At 35.4% G+C, this 16,304-nt stretch carries 16 protein-coding genes and 5 tRNA genes; all 21 read right to left on the bottom strand.

Going from position 1 to position 16,304, the window contains the following annotated elements; genetic code table 11:
* Positions 1-79: 79 nt before the first annotated feature.
* Positions 80-3,898 carry a DNA-directed RNA polymerase subunit beta gene (rpoB, locus tag ABJD27_RS11535; protein ID WP_348172899.1) on the bottom strand — a complete coding sequence of 1,273 codons (3,819 nt, stop codon included), beginning with the start codon at positions 3,896-3,898 and terminating at the stop codon, positions 80-82.
* Positions 3,899-4,096: 198 nt separating this feature from the next.
* Positions 4,097-4,471, bottom strand: a complete 375-nt coding sequence (rplL, locus tag ABJD27_RS11530; RefSeq protein WP_348172902.1) for a 50S ribosomal protein L7/L12 — start codon at positions 4,469-4,471, stop codon at positions 4,097-4,099.
* A gap of 60 nt (positions 4,472-4,531) precedes the next feature.
* Complete coding sequence (gene rplJ / locus ABJD27_RS11525) at positions 4,532-5,053, bottom strand: 50S ribosomal protein L10 (protein WP_348172905.1); 522 nt, start codon at positions 5,051-5,053, stop codon at positions 4,532-4,534.
* Between the two features lie 10 nt (positions 5,054-5,063).
* On the bottom strand, positions 5,064-5,762 hold the full coding sequence (gene rplA, locus ABJD27_RS11520; RefSeq protein ID WP_348172907.1) for a 50S ribosomal protein L1: 699 nt from the start codon (positions 5,760-5,762) through the stop codon (positions 5,064-5,066).
* A gap of 20 nt (positions 5,763-5,782) precedes the next feature.
* Positions 5,783-6,223 carry a 50S ribosomal protein L11 gene (gene rplK / locus ABJD27_RS11515; RefSeq protein ID WP_348172910.1) on the bottom strand — a complete coding sequence of 147 codons (441 nt, stop codon included), beginning with the start codon at positions 6,221-6,223 and terminating at the stop codon, positions 5,783-5,785.
* Between the two features lie 84 nt (positions 6,224-6,307).
* Positions 6,308-6,862 carry a transcription termination/antitermination protein NusG gene (nusG, locus tag ABJD27_RS11510; protein ID WP_348172976.1) on the bottom strand — a complete coding sequence of 185 codons (555 nt, stop codon included), beginning with the start codon at positions 6,860-6,862 and terminating at the stop codon, positions 6,308-6,310.
* 10 nt (positions 6,863-6,872) lie between these two features.
* The gene (gene secE / locus ABJD27_RS11505) at positions 6,873-7,073 is read right to left on the bottom strand and encodes a preprotein translocase subunit SecE (protein WP_348172913.1); all 201 of its coding nucleotides are present in this window, start codon (positions 7,071-7,073) and stop codon (positions 6,873-6,875) included.
* 87 nt (positions 7,074-7,160) lie between these two features.
* A tRNA-Trp gene (locus tag ABJD27_RS11500) sits at positions 7,161-7,233 on the bottom strand.
* Positions 7,234-7,337: 104 nt separating this feature from the next.
* Complete coding sequence (gene tuf / locus ABJD27_RS11495) at positions 7,338-8,525, bottom strand: elongation factor Tu (protein ID WP_348172916.1); 1,188 nt, start codon at positions 8,523-8,525, stop codon at positions 7,338-7,340.
* 107 nt (positions 8,526-8,632) lie between these two features.
* Positions 8,633-8,704 (bottom strand) — tRNA-Thr (locus ABJD27_RS11490).
* A 45-nt stretch (positions 8,705-8,749) separates the two neighbouring features.
* Positions 8,750-8,822 (bottom strand) — tRNA-Gly (locus ABJD27_RS11485).
* 143 nt (positions 8,823-8,965) lie between these two features.
* Positions 8,966-9,047 (bottom strand) — tRNA-Tyr (locus ABJD27_RS11480).
* Between the two features lie 86 nt (positions 9,048-9,133).
* Positions 9,134-9,207 (bottom strand) — tRNA-Thr (locus ABJD27_RS11475).
* Between the two features lie 108 nt (positions 9,208-9,315).
* The gene (gene raiA / locus ABJD27_RS11470; RefSeq protein WP_348172919.1) at positions 9,316-9,621 is read right to left on the bottom strand and encodes a ribosome-associated translation inhibitor RaiA; all 306 of its coding nucleotides are present in this window, start codon (positions 9,619-9,621) and stop codon (positions 9,316-9,318) included.
* Positions 9,622-9,685: 64 nt separating this feature from the next.
* On the bottom strand, positions 9,686-10,576 hold the full coding sequence (locus tag ABJD27_RS11465) for a tyrosine-type recombinase/integrase (protein WP_348172922.1): 891 nt from the start codon (positions 10,574-10,576) through the stop codon (positions 9,686-9,688).
* 200 nt (positions 10,577-10,776) lie between these two features.
* Complete coding sequence (gene rpsU, locus ABJD27_RS11460; RefSeq protein ID WP_348172925.1) at positions 10,777-10,971, bottom strand: 30S ribosomal protein S21; 195 nt, start codon at positions 10,969-10,971, stop codon at positions 10,777-10,779.
* Between the two features lie 84 nt (positions 10,972-11,055).
* The gene (locus ABJD27_RS11455) at positions 11,056-12,234 is read right to left on the bottom strand and encodes an acyl-CoA dehydrogenase family protein (protein WP_348172928.1); all 1,179 of its coding nucleotides are present in this window, start codon (positions 12,232-12,234) and stop codon (positions 11,056-11,058) included.
* A 57-nt stretch (positions 12,235-12,291) separates the two neighbouring features.
* The gene (locus tag ABJD27_RS11450) at positions 12,292-13,167 is read right to left on the bottom strand and encodes a helix-hairpin-helix domain-containing protein (protein WP_348172931.1); all 876 of its coding nucleotides are present in this window, start codon (positions 13,165-13,167) and stop codon (positions 12,292-12,294) included.
* Positions 13,168-13,176: 9 nt separating this feature from the next.
* Complete coding sequence (locus ABJD27_RS11445; protein ID WP_348172979.1) at positions 13,177-14,799, bottom strand: alanine/glycine:cation symporter family protein; 1,623 nt, start codon at positions 14,797-14,799, stop codon at positions 13,177-13,179.
* Positions 14,800-14,892: 93 nt separating this feature from the next.
* Positions 14,893-15,906 (bottom strand): NAD-binding protein, encoded by a 1,014-nt coding sequence (locus tag ABJD27_RS11440; protein ID WP_348172934.1) that lies wholly within the window; start codon positions 15,904-15,906, stop codon positions 14,893-14,895.
* 4 nt (positions 15,907-15,910) lie between these two features.
* A complete protein-coding gene (locus ABJD27_RS11435; protein WP_348172937.1) occupies positions 15,911-16,141 on the bottom strand; it encodes a PspC domain-containing protein in 231 nt (76 codons plus the stop codon).
* Positions 16,142-16,304 lie beyond the last annotated feature (163 nt).

The following is a 16,304-nucleotide window of genomic DNA, read 5'->3' as shown; positions in this document are numbered from 1 at the left end:
TTAAAATTGTGTTGTTTGCTATTCCGCTTTCGCGAAAGCGTACTCATTAAAATACGCTTCCGCTATAGGGTATATCAAACTACTCTTCCAGACGAATGTCTAGTCCTAGTCCTTTAAGCTCATGCATCAATACGTTGAACGATTCTGGTAAACCTGGCTCTGGCATAGGTTCTCCTTTTACGATACTTTCGTATGTTTTTGCTCTACCGATTACATCATCGGACTTCACTGTTAAGATCTCACGTAGTGTACTTGATGCTCCATAAGCCTCAAGTGCCCATACTTCCATCTCTCCAAAACGTTGACCCCCAAATTGTGCTTTACCTCCAAGAGGTTGTTGCGTAATTAAAGAATATGGCCCGATAGAACGCGCGTGCATTTTATCATCTACCATATGCCCTAATTTTAGCATATAAATCACACCTACGGTTGCTGGTTGATCAAAACGATCTCCTGTTCCTCCATCATATAAATATGTATGTCCAAAACGTGGAATTCCAGCTTCGTCTGTTAAGGTATTTATTTCATCTAAAGTTGCTCCATCAAAAATAGGCGTCGCATACGTTTTTCCTAATTTTTGACCTGCCCATCCAAGTACAGTTTCATAAATCTGACCGATGTTCATACGAGAAGGTACCCCTAGTGGATTCAATACGATATCTACTGGTGTTCCATCCTCTAAGAAAGGCATATCTTCCTGACGAACGATACGAGCAACAATACCTTTGTTACCGTGACGTCCTGCCATCTTATCTCCTACTTTAAGTTTACGCTTCTTAGCAATATAAACTTTAGCCAGTTTGATAATACCAGCTGGAAGCTCATCTCCTACAGAGATTGTAAACTTCTCACGACGAAGATTTCCTTGTAGATCGTTCTCCTTAATTTTATAATTATGAAGTAAATCTGCAATAAGAACATTTGTATCTGAATCTGTAGTCCAAGTACCTTGTGTAAGGTGCGTATAATCTTCTACAGAATTTAACATCTTAAGAGTATATTTCTTTCCTTTTGGAAGAACTTCTTCTCCAAGGTCATTCATAACTCCTTGTGCTGTTTTACCATTTACAAGCTTAAATAATTTTTCAATTAATGCCGCTTGTAATTCGTCAAACTTCACATCGTACTGAGATTCAAGTACAGCAATGTCTTCTTTATCTTTTGCTCTTTTACGCTTATCCTTTATAGCTCTTGCAAATAATTTTTTATTAATTACAACACCATGAAGTGATGGAGAAGCTTTTAAAGATGCATCTTTTACATCTCCAGCTTTATCTCCAAAGATTGCACGAAGTAGTTTTTCTTCTGGAGTAGGGTCAGATTCTCCTTTTGGAGTAATTTTTCCTATTAATATATCACCAGGTTTTACTTCTGCTCCGATACGGATCATTCCGTTCTCATCAAGGTCTTTTGTAGCCTCTTCAGAAACATTAGGAATGTCATTAGTTAATTCTTCATTACCTAATTTTGTATCACGTACATCAAGTGAATACTCATCAATATGAATTGATGTAAAAATATCATTACGTACTACTTTTTCAGAAATTACGATTGCATCCTCAAAGTTATACCCTTTCCAAGGCATAAAGGCTACTTTCATATTACGTCCTAGTGCAAGTTCACCATTTTCAGTAGCATATCCTTGAGATAATACTTGACCTTTATATACACGATCTCCTTTACGCACTATAGGCTTAAGATTGATACTTGTACTTTGGTTTGTCTTACGGAATTTGATAAGGTTATATGATTTGATGTCATCATCAAAACTTACAAGGCGTTCATCATCTGTACGGTCATATTTGATGTCAATTCTATTTGCATCTACATACTCTACAGTTCCATTTCCTTCTGCATTTATTAATACACGAGAATCTGTTGCAACTTGACGTTCTAAACCTGTTCCTACAATAGGAGCATCTGCTCTTAATAATGGTACAGCCTGACGCATCATATTTGATCCCATCAATGCACGGTTTGCATCATCATGTTCCAAGAAAGGAATTAATGACGCAGATATAGATGCAATTTGATTAGGAGATACATCGGCATAATGTACTTCGGTTTTTTCCACTACAGGGAAATCACCTTCCATACGAGCAATTACTTTCTCTATTTCAATACTACCATCATCTGTCATAGGATTGTTTGCCTGAGCAATTAACATTCCTTCTTCCTCTTCTGCACTTAAATATTGAGGTGTAGAAGTAAGATCTATCTTTCCATTTTCTACTTTACGATATGGGGTCTCGATGAATCCCATACTATTCACTTTTGCATATACAGAAAGTGAAGAGATCAGACCAATGTTTGGTCCTTCTGGTGTTTCAATCGGACATAGACGTCCATAATGAGTGTAATGTACATCACGAACCTCAAATCCTGCACGTTCACGAGATAAACCTCCAGGTCCAAGAGCAGAAAGACGACGCTTATGCGTTATCTCCGCAAGTGGATTGGTTTGATCCATAAATTGTGATAACTGGTTGGTTCCAAAGAATGAATTAATTACAGAAGACAATGTCTTTGCATTAATCAAATCAATAGGAGTAAATACTTCATTATCACGTACATTCATACGTTCTCTAATGGTACGAGCCATACGTGCAAGACCTACACCAAATTGTGCAGATAATTGCTCTCCTACGGTACGTACACGTCTATTAGAAAGGTGATCAATATCATCAATCTCTGCTTTTGAGTTAATTAACTCAATAAGATACTTGATAATGGTAATGATATCTAATTTGGTAAGCACTTGCTTATCCATTTCAATATCAAGACCTAATTTCTTATTCATTCTATAACGACCTACTTCACCTAAGTTGTAACGTTGATCAGAGAAGAATAATTTATCGATAATTCCACGGGCAGTTTCCTCATCTGGCGGCTCTGCATTACGTAGTTGACGATATATGTGTTCTACAGCTTCTTTTTCAGAATTTGTAGGATCTTTTTGTAGCGTATTATGGATAATTGCATAATCAGCTTGTTGATTATCTTCTTTATGCAAAAGAATTGTTTTTGCTCCTGCTTCAACAATTTCTTCTACATGTTCTTTCTCAAGAATCGTATCACGATCTAATACGATCTCATTACGTTCTATCGATACAACTTCTCCTGTATCTTCATCTACGAAATCTTCATGCCACGTATTTAATACACGTGCGGCAAGTTTACGTCCTAGATATTTTTTAAGTCCTGTTTTAGAAACTTTTACTTCTTCTGCTAGGTCAAAGATTTCAAGGATATCCTTATCTCTTTCAAAACCAATAGCACGGAAAAGTGTCGTTACAGGTAATTTTTTCTTACGATCAATATATGCATACATTACACTATTGATATCTGTAGCAAATTCAATCCAAGATCCTTTAAAAGGAATTACTCTGGCAGAATATAGCTTTGTACCATTAGCGTGGAAGGATTGTCCAAAGAACACTCCTGGTGAACGGTGTAATTGAGAAACTACAACACGCTCTGCTCCATTGATAACAAAAGTACCACTAGGAGTCATATATGGTATTGTACCTAGATATACATCTTGTACTATGGTTTCAAAATCTTCATGCTCTTCATCTGTACAATATAATTTTAAACGTGCTTTTAAAGGCACACTATATGTAAGACCTCTTTCTATACATTCTTGTATAGAATATCTTGGTGGGTCTACAAAATAGTCTAAAAATTCTAGTACAAAATTATTACGGGTATCTGTAATAGGGAAGTTCTCAAGGAAAGTGTTGTAAAGTCCTTCATCACCTCTTTCATCTGGTTTTGTTTCCAGTTGGAAAAAGTCTTGAAAGGATTTAACTTGAATATCTAGAAAATCTGGATAGTCAGGTCTGTTCTTTACCGATGAGAAACTAATTCTTTCTGCTTGTTTTGCATCTTGCATCATCAACGAACGGAATTTGATTAGAAAACTAGATTTACTGTTGGGTAAATCGATTATTGATTTTAAGTTTTAAGACTATAAAATCAAGAAAAAGTCTTTGTTACAAAATCGTAACCATTATATACGACAAATGGTTTAGGTCAAATTACGCAATTATACATGCGCAACAGACCTAAACCTTTATCAGTTTATTGTGTGAGCTTACTTAAGCTCAACTTCAGCTCCTGCTTCTTCTAATTGTGCTTTAAGTGCTTCAGCTTCATCTTTAGCAACACCTTCTTTAATTGGAGATGGAGCGTTATCAACTAATTCTTTTGCATCTTTAAGACCAGCACCAGTTAATTCTTTAACTAGTTTTACTACAGCTAGTTTAGAACCTCCAGCGGCTGTAAGGATTACGTCAAATTCTGACTTTTCCTCAGCAGCTTCTCCACCACCAGCACCACCAGCAGCAACAGCAACAGCTGCAGCAGCAGGCTCGATACCATACTCGTCTTTTAATATAGTAGCTAACTCATTTACTTCTTTTACTGTAAGGTTAACTAATTGTTCTGCGAATTCTTTTAAATCTGCCATTTTTCTATCGTTTTAAAAAAAAATAATCTTAATTATATAATTGTTAATAGTGCGTACTGCCTAACCTTCCTTTTCAGAAAGGGTTTTGATAATACCTGCGATTGTACTTCCTCCAGATTTAAGAGCGCTAATAACGTTCTTAGCAGGAGATTGAAGTAATCCAACGATTTCTCCAATAAGTTCTTCTCTCGACTTGATATCTACCAGTGCATCTAGTTGGTCATCTCCAACATAGATTGCTTCTTCTATAAATGCACCCTTTAATAAAGGTCTATCGGCTTTCTTACGAAATTCCTTAATCACCTTTGCTGGGGCATTACCCGTCTCAGATAACATAATTGCAGTGTTTCCTTTTAATACTTCTGGAAGCTCTGCAAAATCCTTTTCTGATGCATCCATTGCTTTTGCAAGCAATGTATTTTTAACTACAGCTAGTTTTATTCCTTCTTTGAAACAAGCACGACGTAACTTAGACGTACTATCTGCATTCAATCCAGATATATCAGCTAAATAAATATTAGTACTATCTGCTAATTGCGTAGTTAAATCTTCTATTACTCTTGATTTTTCCTCTCTTGTCATAATTTCTAATTTAACTAGTAGCGTAAGCTTTAGTATCTACTTCAACTCCAGGACTCATTGTACTAGATAAAAAGATACTTTTTATGTATACCCCTTTTGCTGTTGTAGGTTTTAACTTTACTAATGTAGTAAGTAATTCTTGTGCATTTCCTGCAATTTTATCAGCACCAAAAGATGCTTTACCTACAGATGCGTGTACAATACCAGTTTTATCAACTTTAAAGTCAATTTTACCAGCTTTTACATCTGTAACTGCTTTTGCTATATCCATAGTTACCGTACCAGTCTTAGGGTTAGGCATTAAACCACGTGGTCCAAGAACACGTCCTAATGGTCCTAATTTACCCATTACACTAGGCATTGTAATAATAACGTCTACATCTGTCCAACCACCTTTGATTTTATCAAGGTACTCATCAAGACCAACATAATCTGCACCAGCCTCTTTTGCATCTGCCTCTTTATCTGGAGTAACAAGTGCTAACACTTTTACATCCTTACCAGTACCGTGAGGTAGTGTAACTACACCACGAACCATCTGGTTTGCTTTACGAGGATCTACATTAAGACGTACAGCAATATCTACGGAAGCATCGAAATTTACGTTGCTTACTTCTTTTATTAAAGCAGAAGCATCATTAAGACTGTATGCTTTACCAGCTTCAACCTTTGCTTGATTTTCTTTTTGCTTTTTTGTTAATTTTGCCATTTTAATTTTCTTTTTGGATGTTAAGCTGGAGCATCTCCACCTTTAACCGTAATACCCATTGATCTTGCAGTACCAGCAACCATTTTCATAGCGCTATCTACAGTAAATGCATTTAAATCAGGCATTTTATCTTCTGCAATTGCTCTAACTTGATCCCAAGTTACTTTTGCAACTTTCTTACGGTTAGGTTCACCAGAACCCCCTTTTACTTTAGCTGCTTCCATTAATTGAACCGCTGCTGGTGGAGTTTTTATTACAAAGTCAAAAGACTTATCTCCATAAACAGTAATAACAACAGGAAGTACTTTACCGGCTTTATCTTGTGTTCTAGCATTAAACTGCTTACAGAACTCCATAATATTAACTCCGGCCGCACCTAAAGCAGGTCCTACTGGTGGAGAAGGGTTTGCGGCACCTCCTCGTACTTGTAACTTTACAACCTTACTTACTTCTTTTGCCATTTTTCAAAATTTAACTTTGACTTGTTCTTAGAGTTGGAAGCAATAGAACAAAATCCAAAATATATTAGTGTAACACTTATTTATTTATACTTTTTCAACTTGCATGTAGCTTAATTCTAGTGGTGTTTTTCTTCCAAAAATCTTCACCATCACCTCTAGTTTACGCTTTTCTTCATTTACTTTTTCTACAGTACCATTAAAACCATTGAATGGCCCATCTATTACCTTAATGGTTTCCCCAATAGTAAAAGGTATTGATACATTATCTTGTTTAATTGCAAGCTCGTCTACTTTTCCTAGCATACGATTTACTTCTGCTTTACGAAGTGGTACTGGATCTCCTCCTTTTACCTCTCCTAAAAACCCTATCACGCCATTTATAGACTTAATAATGTGAGGAATCTCTCCTCCCAAATGAGCTTTTACCATAATATAACCTGGAAAATAAACACGTTCTTTATTTACTTTCTTTCCATTACGGATTTGTATTACTTTCTCTGTTGGTACTAAGACATCTTCGATATAGTCTTCAAGATGTAAGCGATTAATTTCTTGTTCTATATATGCTTTGATCTTGTTTTCTTGACCGCTAACGGCCCTTACTACATACCAGTGCTTGGTGTTGGTTGTTTTAGCCATCATCTATAAATTATGCTCCTACTACTTTATCAAAATACAACTTAATCACACTGCTGAATACTGTATCAACTCCCCATACTGCTAAAGAGAATATGATTGAAAAAACAGCAACCACTACCATAAGACGTTGAGCTTCCGCTAGCGGAGTCCATGTTACGTGGTTTTTTAATTCGTTATATGCTTCTTGTACGTAATTTATAATTCCAGCCATAATATCTTGTTCTTTATAAAGAATATTATCCCTAACATTCTCTAACATTACATTGAAATAATACCATATAAGTATCATCTACTTAAGCACGGGTTGAGAGACTCGAACTCCCGACACCTGGTTTTGGAGACCAGTGCTCTACCAACTGAGCTAAACCCGTATTTTATTTTAGCACAAACACCAAAATATGTGTTTGGTTTAAACAAAAGTCAAGGCGTTCCGAATAATCGGAACACCTTTACTTTTATAAATTCATTTATAATCTTAGTCTAGAATCTCAGTCACCTGACCTGCTCCTACTGTTCTACCTCCCTCACGGATTGCAAAACGAAGACCTAAGTTTAATGCGATAGGTTGAATAAGATCAACAGTTATCGTTAAGTTATCTCCAGGCATAACCATCTCTACTCCTTCTGGAAGTGCGATGTTACCAGTTACATCAGTTGTACGTACGTAAAACTGTGGACGGTAGTTATTATGGAATGGTGTATGACGTCCACCTTCTTCTTTCTTAAGGATATAAACCTCAGCTTTAAATTTAGAGTGAGGAGTTACAGATCCTGGCTTAGTAATTACCATACCACGAGAGATCTGAGTTTTCTCAATACCTCTTAAAAGGATACCTGCATTATCTCCAGCTTCTCCTCTATCAAGAATCTTACGGAACATCTCAATACCAGTAATAGTAGAAGTTAATTTCTCAGCTCCCATACCGATAATCTCTACAGGATCTCCTGTATTTGCTACTCCAGTTTCAATACGACCAGTTGCAACAGTACCACGACCAGTAATAGAGAATACATCTTCGATAGGCATTAAGAAATCTTTATCAGTATCACGTACTGGCTCTTTGATCCAATCATCAACAGCAGCCATAAGCTCCATAACTGTATCTACCCACTTTTGCTCATTATTCAAAGCTCCTAATGCAGAACCAGCGATTACTGGACCATTATCACCATCATACTCATAAAAAGTAAGAAGTTCTCTGATCTCCATCTCTACTAATTCAAGTAATTCTTCATCATCAACCATATCCACTTTATTCATGAATACAACGATACTAGGAATACCAACCTGGCGACCAAGAAGGATGTGCTCACGTGTTTGTGGCATAGGACCATCTGTAGCAGCAACCACAAGAATAGCACCATCCATTTGAGCAGCTCCCGTTACCATGTTCTTTACGTAATCGGCGTGACCTGGACAGTCAACGTGCGCATAGTGACGGTTTGCAGTTGAATACTCAACGTGTGATGTATTAATTGTAATACCTCTTTCTTTTTCTTCTGGAGCATTATCGATAGAATCGAATGATCTCAGTTCTGATAAACCTGCATTTGCAAGTACCGTAGTGATCGCGGCAGTAAGTGTAGTTTTACCGTGATCTACGTGCCCAATTGTACCGATATTTAAATGCGGCTTCGAGCGGTCAAAAGTTTCCTTTGCCATGATTTAATATTTAATCTTAGTTATTATTAGTGTTTATTCTTTTTGATCTTTTTATCTTTTGATTAAACACAAAAGAGAGTGTGACCAGCACTCTTATTTTTTTCTTGAGCCAACGACGGGATTTGAACCCGTGGCCTCTTCCTTACCAAGGAAACGCTCTACCCCTGAGCTACGTCGGCTTATTTACGCTTTCGCGAAAGCTCAATACCTCAAAGGTATATAAGAGCGGGAGACCGGGTTCGAACCGGCGACATTCAGCTTGGAAGGCTGACGCTCTACCAACTGAGCTACTCCCGCATTTATTAACACTACATATTATAGTATTAAAAGGTAAAATCAATATGTCAAAAACTCACTTCAAAACAAATGTTACTCTGAAGCATATTTCAAACAAAAACCTCAAGATTATATCACTTGAAGTTTGTATTTAAAATAATAAGTGGGGAGAGCAGGATTCGAACCTGCGAAGTTAAAAACAACGGAGTTACAGTCCGTCCTCGTTGGCCGCTTGAGTATCTCCCCCTTTATCAAATTTTCCGGATGCAAAAATATGCATTCTAAATTGATTTAATCACAAAATTTTAAAGAACTTTTTAAAAAAATTTAAGAGCCGATGGAGGGACTCGAACCCACGACCTGCTGATTACAAATCAGCTGCTCTAGCCAGCTGAGCTACATCGGCTTTTTGTCTTTTTTACTCCTCAAATGAGCCATAAAAAAGTCCGCTATTTCTAACGGACTGCAAATGTAGACAATTTTAATATCTAACAAAACATTTTATTTGTTTTTTTTAAGCAATATGTGCTCTTATTTTTTCTTTTCTTTTTTTAAGTAGTCTTTCAAGGGATTGAACACATACATCTATACCTTCTTCAAAGGATTTTGCATTCTTTTTTACAATAAACTCATCGCCCGGTACATTAACCAATACCTCTACAATCTTATTTCCTGGTTTATTGTTAGGTTCTAACTTCAAATACACATCTGCGTGTATTATTTTATCATAAAACTGTTCTAATTTATTTAATTTTTTCTGAATAAAATCAATCAATTTTGTGTCTGGATCAAATTGTGGTGCTTCAACAGTTACTTTCATAAGCCACTATATTTTAAGGATTAAAACTTCGGCAGTACAACTACCGTGATTACACAAACATCAATCATTTTTTGTTACGAGGGTGAGCATTCTTATACACATTGCGCAACGCAGCTATACTATTATGCGTATACACTTGTGTAGACGCTAGACTGGCGTGACCTAATAAATCTTTTACAACGTTTAGATCTGCTCCTTGGTTTAGCATGTGAGTCGCAAAGGAATGTCGTATAATATGCGGACTCTTTTTGATCTTGTTTGATGTCTTACTAAAATAGTGATTTATTATCCTATAAACAAGAGTATCATATAATTTAATTCCTTTTTTTGTAATTAACAAAGGAGCATCAAGCTGTCTTAAAATTATCTCGTCTCGCTTCTCCAGGTATCTATATACTGTATTACATATATTAGGCAACAACGGTATAATTCGCTCTTTGTTACGTTTACCTACAACTCGTATTGTTTTTTGAGATATATCTACACTCCCTATAGTAAGACTTATAAGCTCTGCTCGACGCATACCTGTACCGTACAATAGTTCTACCAACAAAAGATCTCTCAATGACTCAAAATCATCAGAAATCGTTAACAAATCAAACACTTCTGTGATTTCATTTTCTGAAAAAGGAATTTGAAGCTTCTTAGGAATCTTTAAAGATTTATGCTTCGCCAAAGGACTTACTTCTATTTCTTCAACTTTTATTAAAAATTTATAGAAGGATTTTAAGGATGAGATTTTTCGATTAACAGTTCTATTTGAAATCCCTGAATCTACAAGAGACACAATCCAACTTCGTATCTGACTATAATTTACGGTTGCGATATCTTCTTGCTCATAGTTTGCTTTCGCGAAAGCGGAAAACTCTTCAATATCTCCCTCATAAGCTTGCACCGTAAGCTTACTATAATTCTTTTCTAATGTAAGATAGTCTATAAAGGAATGAAGAGACATACAAAGTATTATTAAAAAGGTTTTCCAAACTTTTCAAAGAGATCGCTCTCCCCTATAAAGGCATTACGTATATGCAATAAAAAAAACCGTTGCTTCACAAAGATATACTTTATAAAGCAACGGTTATATATTTTGAAAGAGATTACTCCCTCCCTATCATCCAGACTTCCTATATAAATATAGGTGACGGAATCTTTTTTCTAGATATTTTCCTTATCTCTAAGACCTTGAATATATGCAGCCTTTTGAACTTCACGTCTTCTTGTTACAGAAGGCTTTGTGAATTGCTTACGCTCTCTCAAGTTACGCATAGTCTTAGTGCGATCAAATTTACGTTTGAAACGCTTAAGCGCTCTATCTATATTTTCTCCGTCTTTTACTGGTATAATTAACATAGTGGGACCTCCTTTCTTTTAGAATAAATTAGGGCGCAAAGATACTACTAATTATGTATCATGCAACTTTAGATATAAAATATTTTATGCTTTTGTTTTTGTCTGTACTTTATACTCTTTTTTATCGATAATCATTTTGGCAATGATCTCTCTAAGAATATCTGAAGTCCCTCCTCCTATAGGTCCTAATCTACTATCTCTAAGTAAACGCGCCAATGGGTATTCTTCCATATAACCATATCCTCCTAACATCTGAAGACAGTCATAAATAACCTCATCTGCAATCTTTGTTGCCGTAAGTTTTGACATGGTTGCTTCTTTTACAACATACTCCCCTTTATTAAGACGGTATGCTACTGAGTAATTAAAAGCTTTAGACATCTCTACTTCTGCTTTACGCTCTGCTATTTTATGTCGTAATGCTTGAAAACGATCTATGGTTTGTCCAAACGCCATACGTTCTTTCATATATCCTAATGTGTACTCTATAGCATACTCTGCTCTAGCATGTGCATTAATCCCCATAATTAATCGCTCTGTAGCAAAATGCTGCATAATATACCCAAAGCCTTTGTTTTCTTCTCCCATCAAATTTTGTAATGGAATACGAACATTATCAAATGCTATTTCTCCCGTATCAGAAGCTCTCCATCCTAGTTTATCTAACTTTGTTGCAGAAACTCCCGGTGTATCACGATCTATAATAAAGATACTCATACCTTTTCCTCCTAATTCAGGAGCAGTCTTTGCTGCTACTACAAGGTAATCTGAGTATACGCCATTTGTAATAAAAGTTTTTGATCCATTAATTACATAATGATCTCCATCTTTTACAGCCGTTGTTCTCATTCCTGCAACATCACTTCCCCCAAAAGGTTCTGTAATACACAAACACCCTATCTTTTCTCCTGTAATACTAGGAGCTAAATATTCTGATTTTACACGTGCATCTCCTTCTGCATTAAGATGTGTCATAGCCAGGTAAGCATGTGCCCATATCGCTGCTGCAAACCCTCCAGAGTTTATTTTCTGTAATTCTTCTAGAAGGATTACAGTATAGAAAAAATCTAATCCCATCCCTCCATACTCTTCAGGATATGCAATTCCAAAAAATCCCATATCTCCAAACTTCTTCCAGATAAATCGATCAATCTTCCCAGTCTCTTCCCAAGTATTTATATGTGGTACAACTTCTTTTTGAAGAAAATCCTGTAAGCTTTCTCTAAAAAGATTATGTTCCTCAGTAAAATATAATTCGTTCATCCTTTTCTTTAAATTAGACCTAAAATAGGCAATATGTTAAACAGAAATTTGATTGTTTTATTCAGCTATCAAATATAACTTAATTCTCGCTAATTTATAGTCGGTCATTCCATCAAGTTCTAACAATTCATCGAGTGATTTTATACCTTCATGTAGTATTCTATAGTCTACAATTTCCTTTGCTAGATCAAAATTAAGAAGTGGTATCGTAGATAAATCGGATGCTGTTGCCGTGTTTACATCTATATAGATAACGGTTGGTTTTACCTTTACCGTATAATGATTTAGAATTGTTCGTTTAATCTTTGTAGAAACTCCGTATACATCATATAGCTGTTCATCTATCTGGTAACCTCCTAGTTTCTTTACATGACGTACGATTTTATCTGCTGCTTTTTCATCTATCCCATCTAAAGCGATTAACTTTTCCAATGTAATGCTGTTAAGTGCATCTTTTTGATCATATGTCTTCCACTTTGATTTTGCAGTATATGATGATTTCTTTTTTGGATTAGTTACCCATTCAGGAAATTTAAAGTAAGGAGAAATGATAGCCAGTAAAGAATCCGAAACGTGTGTTACTTGTTTAAAATCGGTCTTAGAGTTGACCCATTTTCCGCTTTCGCGAAAGCGGTGCAATCGACTTATCTCTTCTACCGTCATCCCTAACGTATATCCTTTATAATCGGTTATAAAATTAGGGTTAAATGGATAGATTTTAGGTTTCCTACTTTCTGTAGCAACTCTTTTTAAAGAATCTATTTGTATTTGGAAAGCAAGAACTTCTTGTTGCTCTGCTTCAGAAATAATAATTTCTTTTTCAGGCTTATAAAAATAAGAAAAGCTCATTCCAGCAAGAATAAGCCCTATTAAAATCAAAATCCCACTTCTCTTTTGTCTATCGTAAAAGAAGTGGGATTTAAAATTATTCATGAGTTGTAATTAGTTTTTTACAACGCCTTTAATCGCATTTACATATTTAGTCATTTCCTCTCTAACTCTTGGGAATAAGAATAACAACCCAATCATATTAGGGAATACTAATGCTAATATCATAGCATCAGAAAACTTAATTACTGCGTCTAAAGTAGCAGATGCTCCAATAACTACAAATAATAAGAACAATACCTTATATACTATATCTGCTTTCTTACCTCTTCCAAAAAGGAATTTCCAAGACTGTAATCCATAGTACGACCAAGAAATCATTGTAGAAAAAGCAAAAAGTATAATTGCTACAGTAAGGATGTATCTAAATCCAGGAATTACTGAGTCAAATGCCATAGAAGTCAAATCTACACCTCCAATATATTGTCCAGTTTCTGTTATTAAAACAGTACTACTTACAGAGTTTCCATACTCAAATGCTCCAGCATCCATATTAAAGAATATAATTACCAATGCTGTCATTGTACAGATTACTACTGTATCAATAAAAGGCTCTAGTAATGCTACTACTCCTTCACTAGCAGGATACTTTGTTTTCACAGCCGAATGCGCAATTGCTGCAGATCCTGCTCCAGCTTCATTTGAAAATGCAGCTCTTTGGAATCCTACAATAAGAACTCCTAATACTCCTCCAAGACCTGCAAGTGGTGTAAATGCACCTGAGAAAATCATTCCAAAAGCATCACCTACATATTTAATATTTGCAAAAATGACAACTAAAGATGCTAGGATATATATACCAGCCATAAAAGGCACAATCTTCTCTGTAATATTTGCAATACGTTTAATTCCTCCTATAATAACAATTCCAACAATCACTGCTAGAATAACTCCAATAATCATCCCAGAAGCACCTCCAGAAAGCCCTAACATGCTTTCTATTTGCACAGCTGCTTGATTAGATTGGAATGCGTTTCCTCCTCCAAAAGAAGCTCCTACACAAAGTATAGCAAAAATCACGGCTAATACTTTACCTAAGATGGCTTTATTTTGAGCAGCTAGTCCTCTTTTTAAGTAATACATAGGTCCTCCATACACAGTTCCATCTGGTCCTACATCACGGTATTTTACACCAAGTGTACATTCTACCAGCTTCGTTGACATCCCTATAAGTCCACATACAATCATCCAGAAAGTAGCACCTGGTCCTCCAACAGCTATAGCAACCGCTACCCCTGCTATATTCCCTAATCCTACAGTACCGGAAACGGCTGTAGCCAATGCTTGGAAGTGACTTACTTCTCCTTCTTGACTTTCATCTCTAATAGTATCTGGTAAATCTCCATCCACTATATTAACATCAGACTTCTCTACACCATGACCTTCAATCTCATCATATTTACCTCTTACAGTATTAATCGCAAGTTTGAATTTTGTAACCGCAGGAAAACCAAAATAAACAGTAAAGAATGTTGCTCCTATAACTAGAAGAATTACAACAATAGGAATATCATAGCCAGCAATAGGAACGGGATATAAAACAGTATTCTCCCACCAAGTAGCAACTGGCATAAAAGCATCATTAACTTTTTCATCAATTCCTTTTTCTGCAGCATCTTGAGCATACATACCCATAGAGCTTAGCATTCCAATAAGTAATAGAAGATATTTCTTCATCATTTAATTTATGTTAGGTTATTATTAAATCAGAGAGCAAGATGCAAAAAAAAGCCCCTTAATCAAAGAAATGATTCTTAAAATCGATCACATTTATGAAATTCCAAAAATATGATGCAGGTTTACAATCTGTTCTGGACGTCCTATAACGATCAATTTTGAATCCATTTTAAGGACAAGATCTGCACTAGGGTTCACTGTATATTTCCCTTCTGGCGATTTATATCCTATAATCGTACAGCCCGTTTTATTTCGGAAATCTATATCCTTAATACTAGACTCTTCTCCACTTGGGCATATTTTTTCAAAACCAATCTCTTCTACATTAATACTATCTTCTTCTCCTACTACCGAAAGGTTATCTAAAAATTCTATTAAATCTGGCACCACTACAAGTGAAGCCATATGATCTCCTCCTATTCTATTAGGCATAATCACATTATCTGCTCCAGCAAGTTTTAATTTCTTTTGGGAAGTTTCGTGTTCTGCACGGCTTATAATTTTAAGTTCTTTATTAAGTTGTCTTGCACTTAACACTACAAAAAGATTATCTGCATCATCTGGTAAGGCAGTGATAAGTGTTTTTGCACGCTCTATACCAGCTTCAAGCAATACTTCATCTTCATTTGCATTCCCCTTTATAAATAACACCTCTCCATCCTCATGTCGCCCTATCACTTCATCATTTTTATCTATTACGACAAAAGGGTGATTGTATGCTTTTAGTTTCTCAACAGCTTGTTTTCCATTACGCCCATAACCACATACAATAATATGATCTGATAACTGATTAATTTGTTTCTGCACTTTTTTAAATTTTAAAGTATCATAGGTGTTCCTACTAATAATATATTCTGTAATTACAGAAATCGCATATCCAACAATAACAACACTACATAATATAAGTATTACTGTAAATAACTTAGCTTCTGGCGTGAGTGGATATACTTCTCCATAACCAACGGTAGTAATTGTAATCACCGTCATATAGATAGCATCTATCCATTCATATCCCGCAATCATCCTATAACCAAAAACACCAATAAGGAGTGTGATGATTACAAAAATAAGAGCAACATATATTTTGGATCTAAAAAAATCAAACATAGACTTATAGGTCAAAAACCGAAGTTCGTTTTGTATACACCAAATCTTTAAGCCTTAATAAAAAAGCAGAAGTAATATATAATGCAAAACCAATTCCTAATGTTGCAAAAGACATATATATAAAAAACAAACGTACATTCTTTGCTCGCATTCCTAAACGATCTGCAAGACGAGAAGACACATAAAAACCATGTTTTTCAAAATAGTGCCTAATATTGTATACCAGTTTTAACATTATTGCAAAATACAAAAAGTATATGATTTCAATTCATTTTACTTTAGGTTTAAAGCATTCCAAATTAGGAGTGTATTTCTTATCTAGATTTACTTTTCTTTGGTTCCTTTTAAACAAAAAATAATGCTTGATCTTTTTGAAAAAAATCATCTTTAGACAAATT

It is taken from the genome of Dokdonia sp. (assembly GCF_039945015.1).
Classification (GTDB): Bacteria; Bacteroidota; Bacteroidia; order Flavobacteriales; family Flavobacteriaceae; genus Dokdonia.
This window is presented reverse-complemented; position numbering and strand designations above follow the sequence as displayed.

What these genes read in the sequence shown, in the direction of transcription:
- rpoB (WP_348172899.1), bottom strand. Translation starts at nt 3,898, where the DNA reads ATGATGCAAGATGCAAAACAAGCAGAAAGAATTAGTTTCTCATCGGTA.
- rplL (WP_348172902.1), bottom strand. Translation starts at nt 4,471, where the DNA reads ATGGCAGATTTAAAAGAATTCGCAGAACAATTAGTTAACCTTACAGTA.
- rplJ (WP_348172905.1), bottom strand. Translation starts at nt 5,053, where the DNA reads ATGACAAGAGAGGAAAAATCAAGAGTAATAGAAGATTTAACTACGCAA.
- rplA (WP_348172907.1), bottom strand. Translation starts at nt 5,762, where the DNA reads ATGGCAAAATTAACAAAAAAGCAAAAAGAAAATCAAGCAAAGGTTGAA.
- rplK (WP_348172910.1), bottom strand. Translation starts at nt 6,223, where the DNA reads ATGGCAAAAGAAGTAAGTAAGGTTGTAAAGTTACAAGTACGAGGAGGT.
- nusG (WP_348172976.1), bottom strand. Translation starts at nt 6,862, where the DNA reads ATGGCTAAAACAACCAACACCAAGCACTGGTATGTAGTAAGGGCCGTT.
- secE (WP_348172913.1), bottom strand. Translation starts at nt 7,073, where the DNA reads ATGGCTGGAATTATAAATTACGTACAAGAAGCATATAACGAATTAAAA.
- tuf (WP_348172916.1), bottom strand. Translation starts at nt 8,525, where the DNA reads ATGGCAAAGGAAACTTTTGACCGCTCGAAGCCGCATTTAAATATCGGT.
- raiA (WP_348172919.1), bottom strand. Translation starts at nt 9,621, where the DNA reads ATGAAAGTAACTGTTGAAGCACCACAATTTGATCCAGACACAAAATTG.
- ABJD27_RS11465 (WP_348172922.1), bottom strand. Translation starts at nt 10,576, where the DNA reads ATGTCTCTTCATTCCTTTATAGACTATCTTACATTAGAAAAGAATTAT.
- rpsU (WP_348172925.1), bottom strand. Translation starts at nt 10,971, where the DNA reads ATGTTAATTATACCAGTAAAAGACGGAGAAAATATAGATAGAGCGCTT.
- ABJD27_RS11455 (WP_348172928.1), bottom strand. Translation starts at nt 12,234, where the DNA reads ATGAACGAATTATATTTTACTGAGGAACATAATCTTTTTAGAGAAAGC.
- ABJD27_RS11450 (WP_348172931.1), bottom strand. Translation starts at nt 13,167, where the DNA reads ATGAATAATTTTAAATCCCACTTCTTTTACGATAGACAAAAGAGAAGT.
- ABJD27_RS11445 (WP_348172979.1), bottom strand. Translation starts at nt 14,799, where the DNA reads ATGAAGAAATATCTTCTATTACTTATTGGAATGCTAAGCTCTATGGGT.
- ABJD27_RS11440 (WP_348172934.1), bottom strand. Translation starts at nt 15,906, where the DNA reads ATGTTTGATTTTTTTAGATCCAAAATATATGTTGCTCTTATTTTTGTA.
- ABJD27_RS11435 (WP_348172937.1), bottom strand. Translation starts at nt 16,141, where the DNA reads ATGTTAAAACTGGTATACAATATTAGGCACTATTTTGAAAAACATGGT.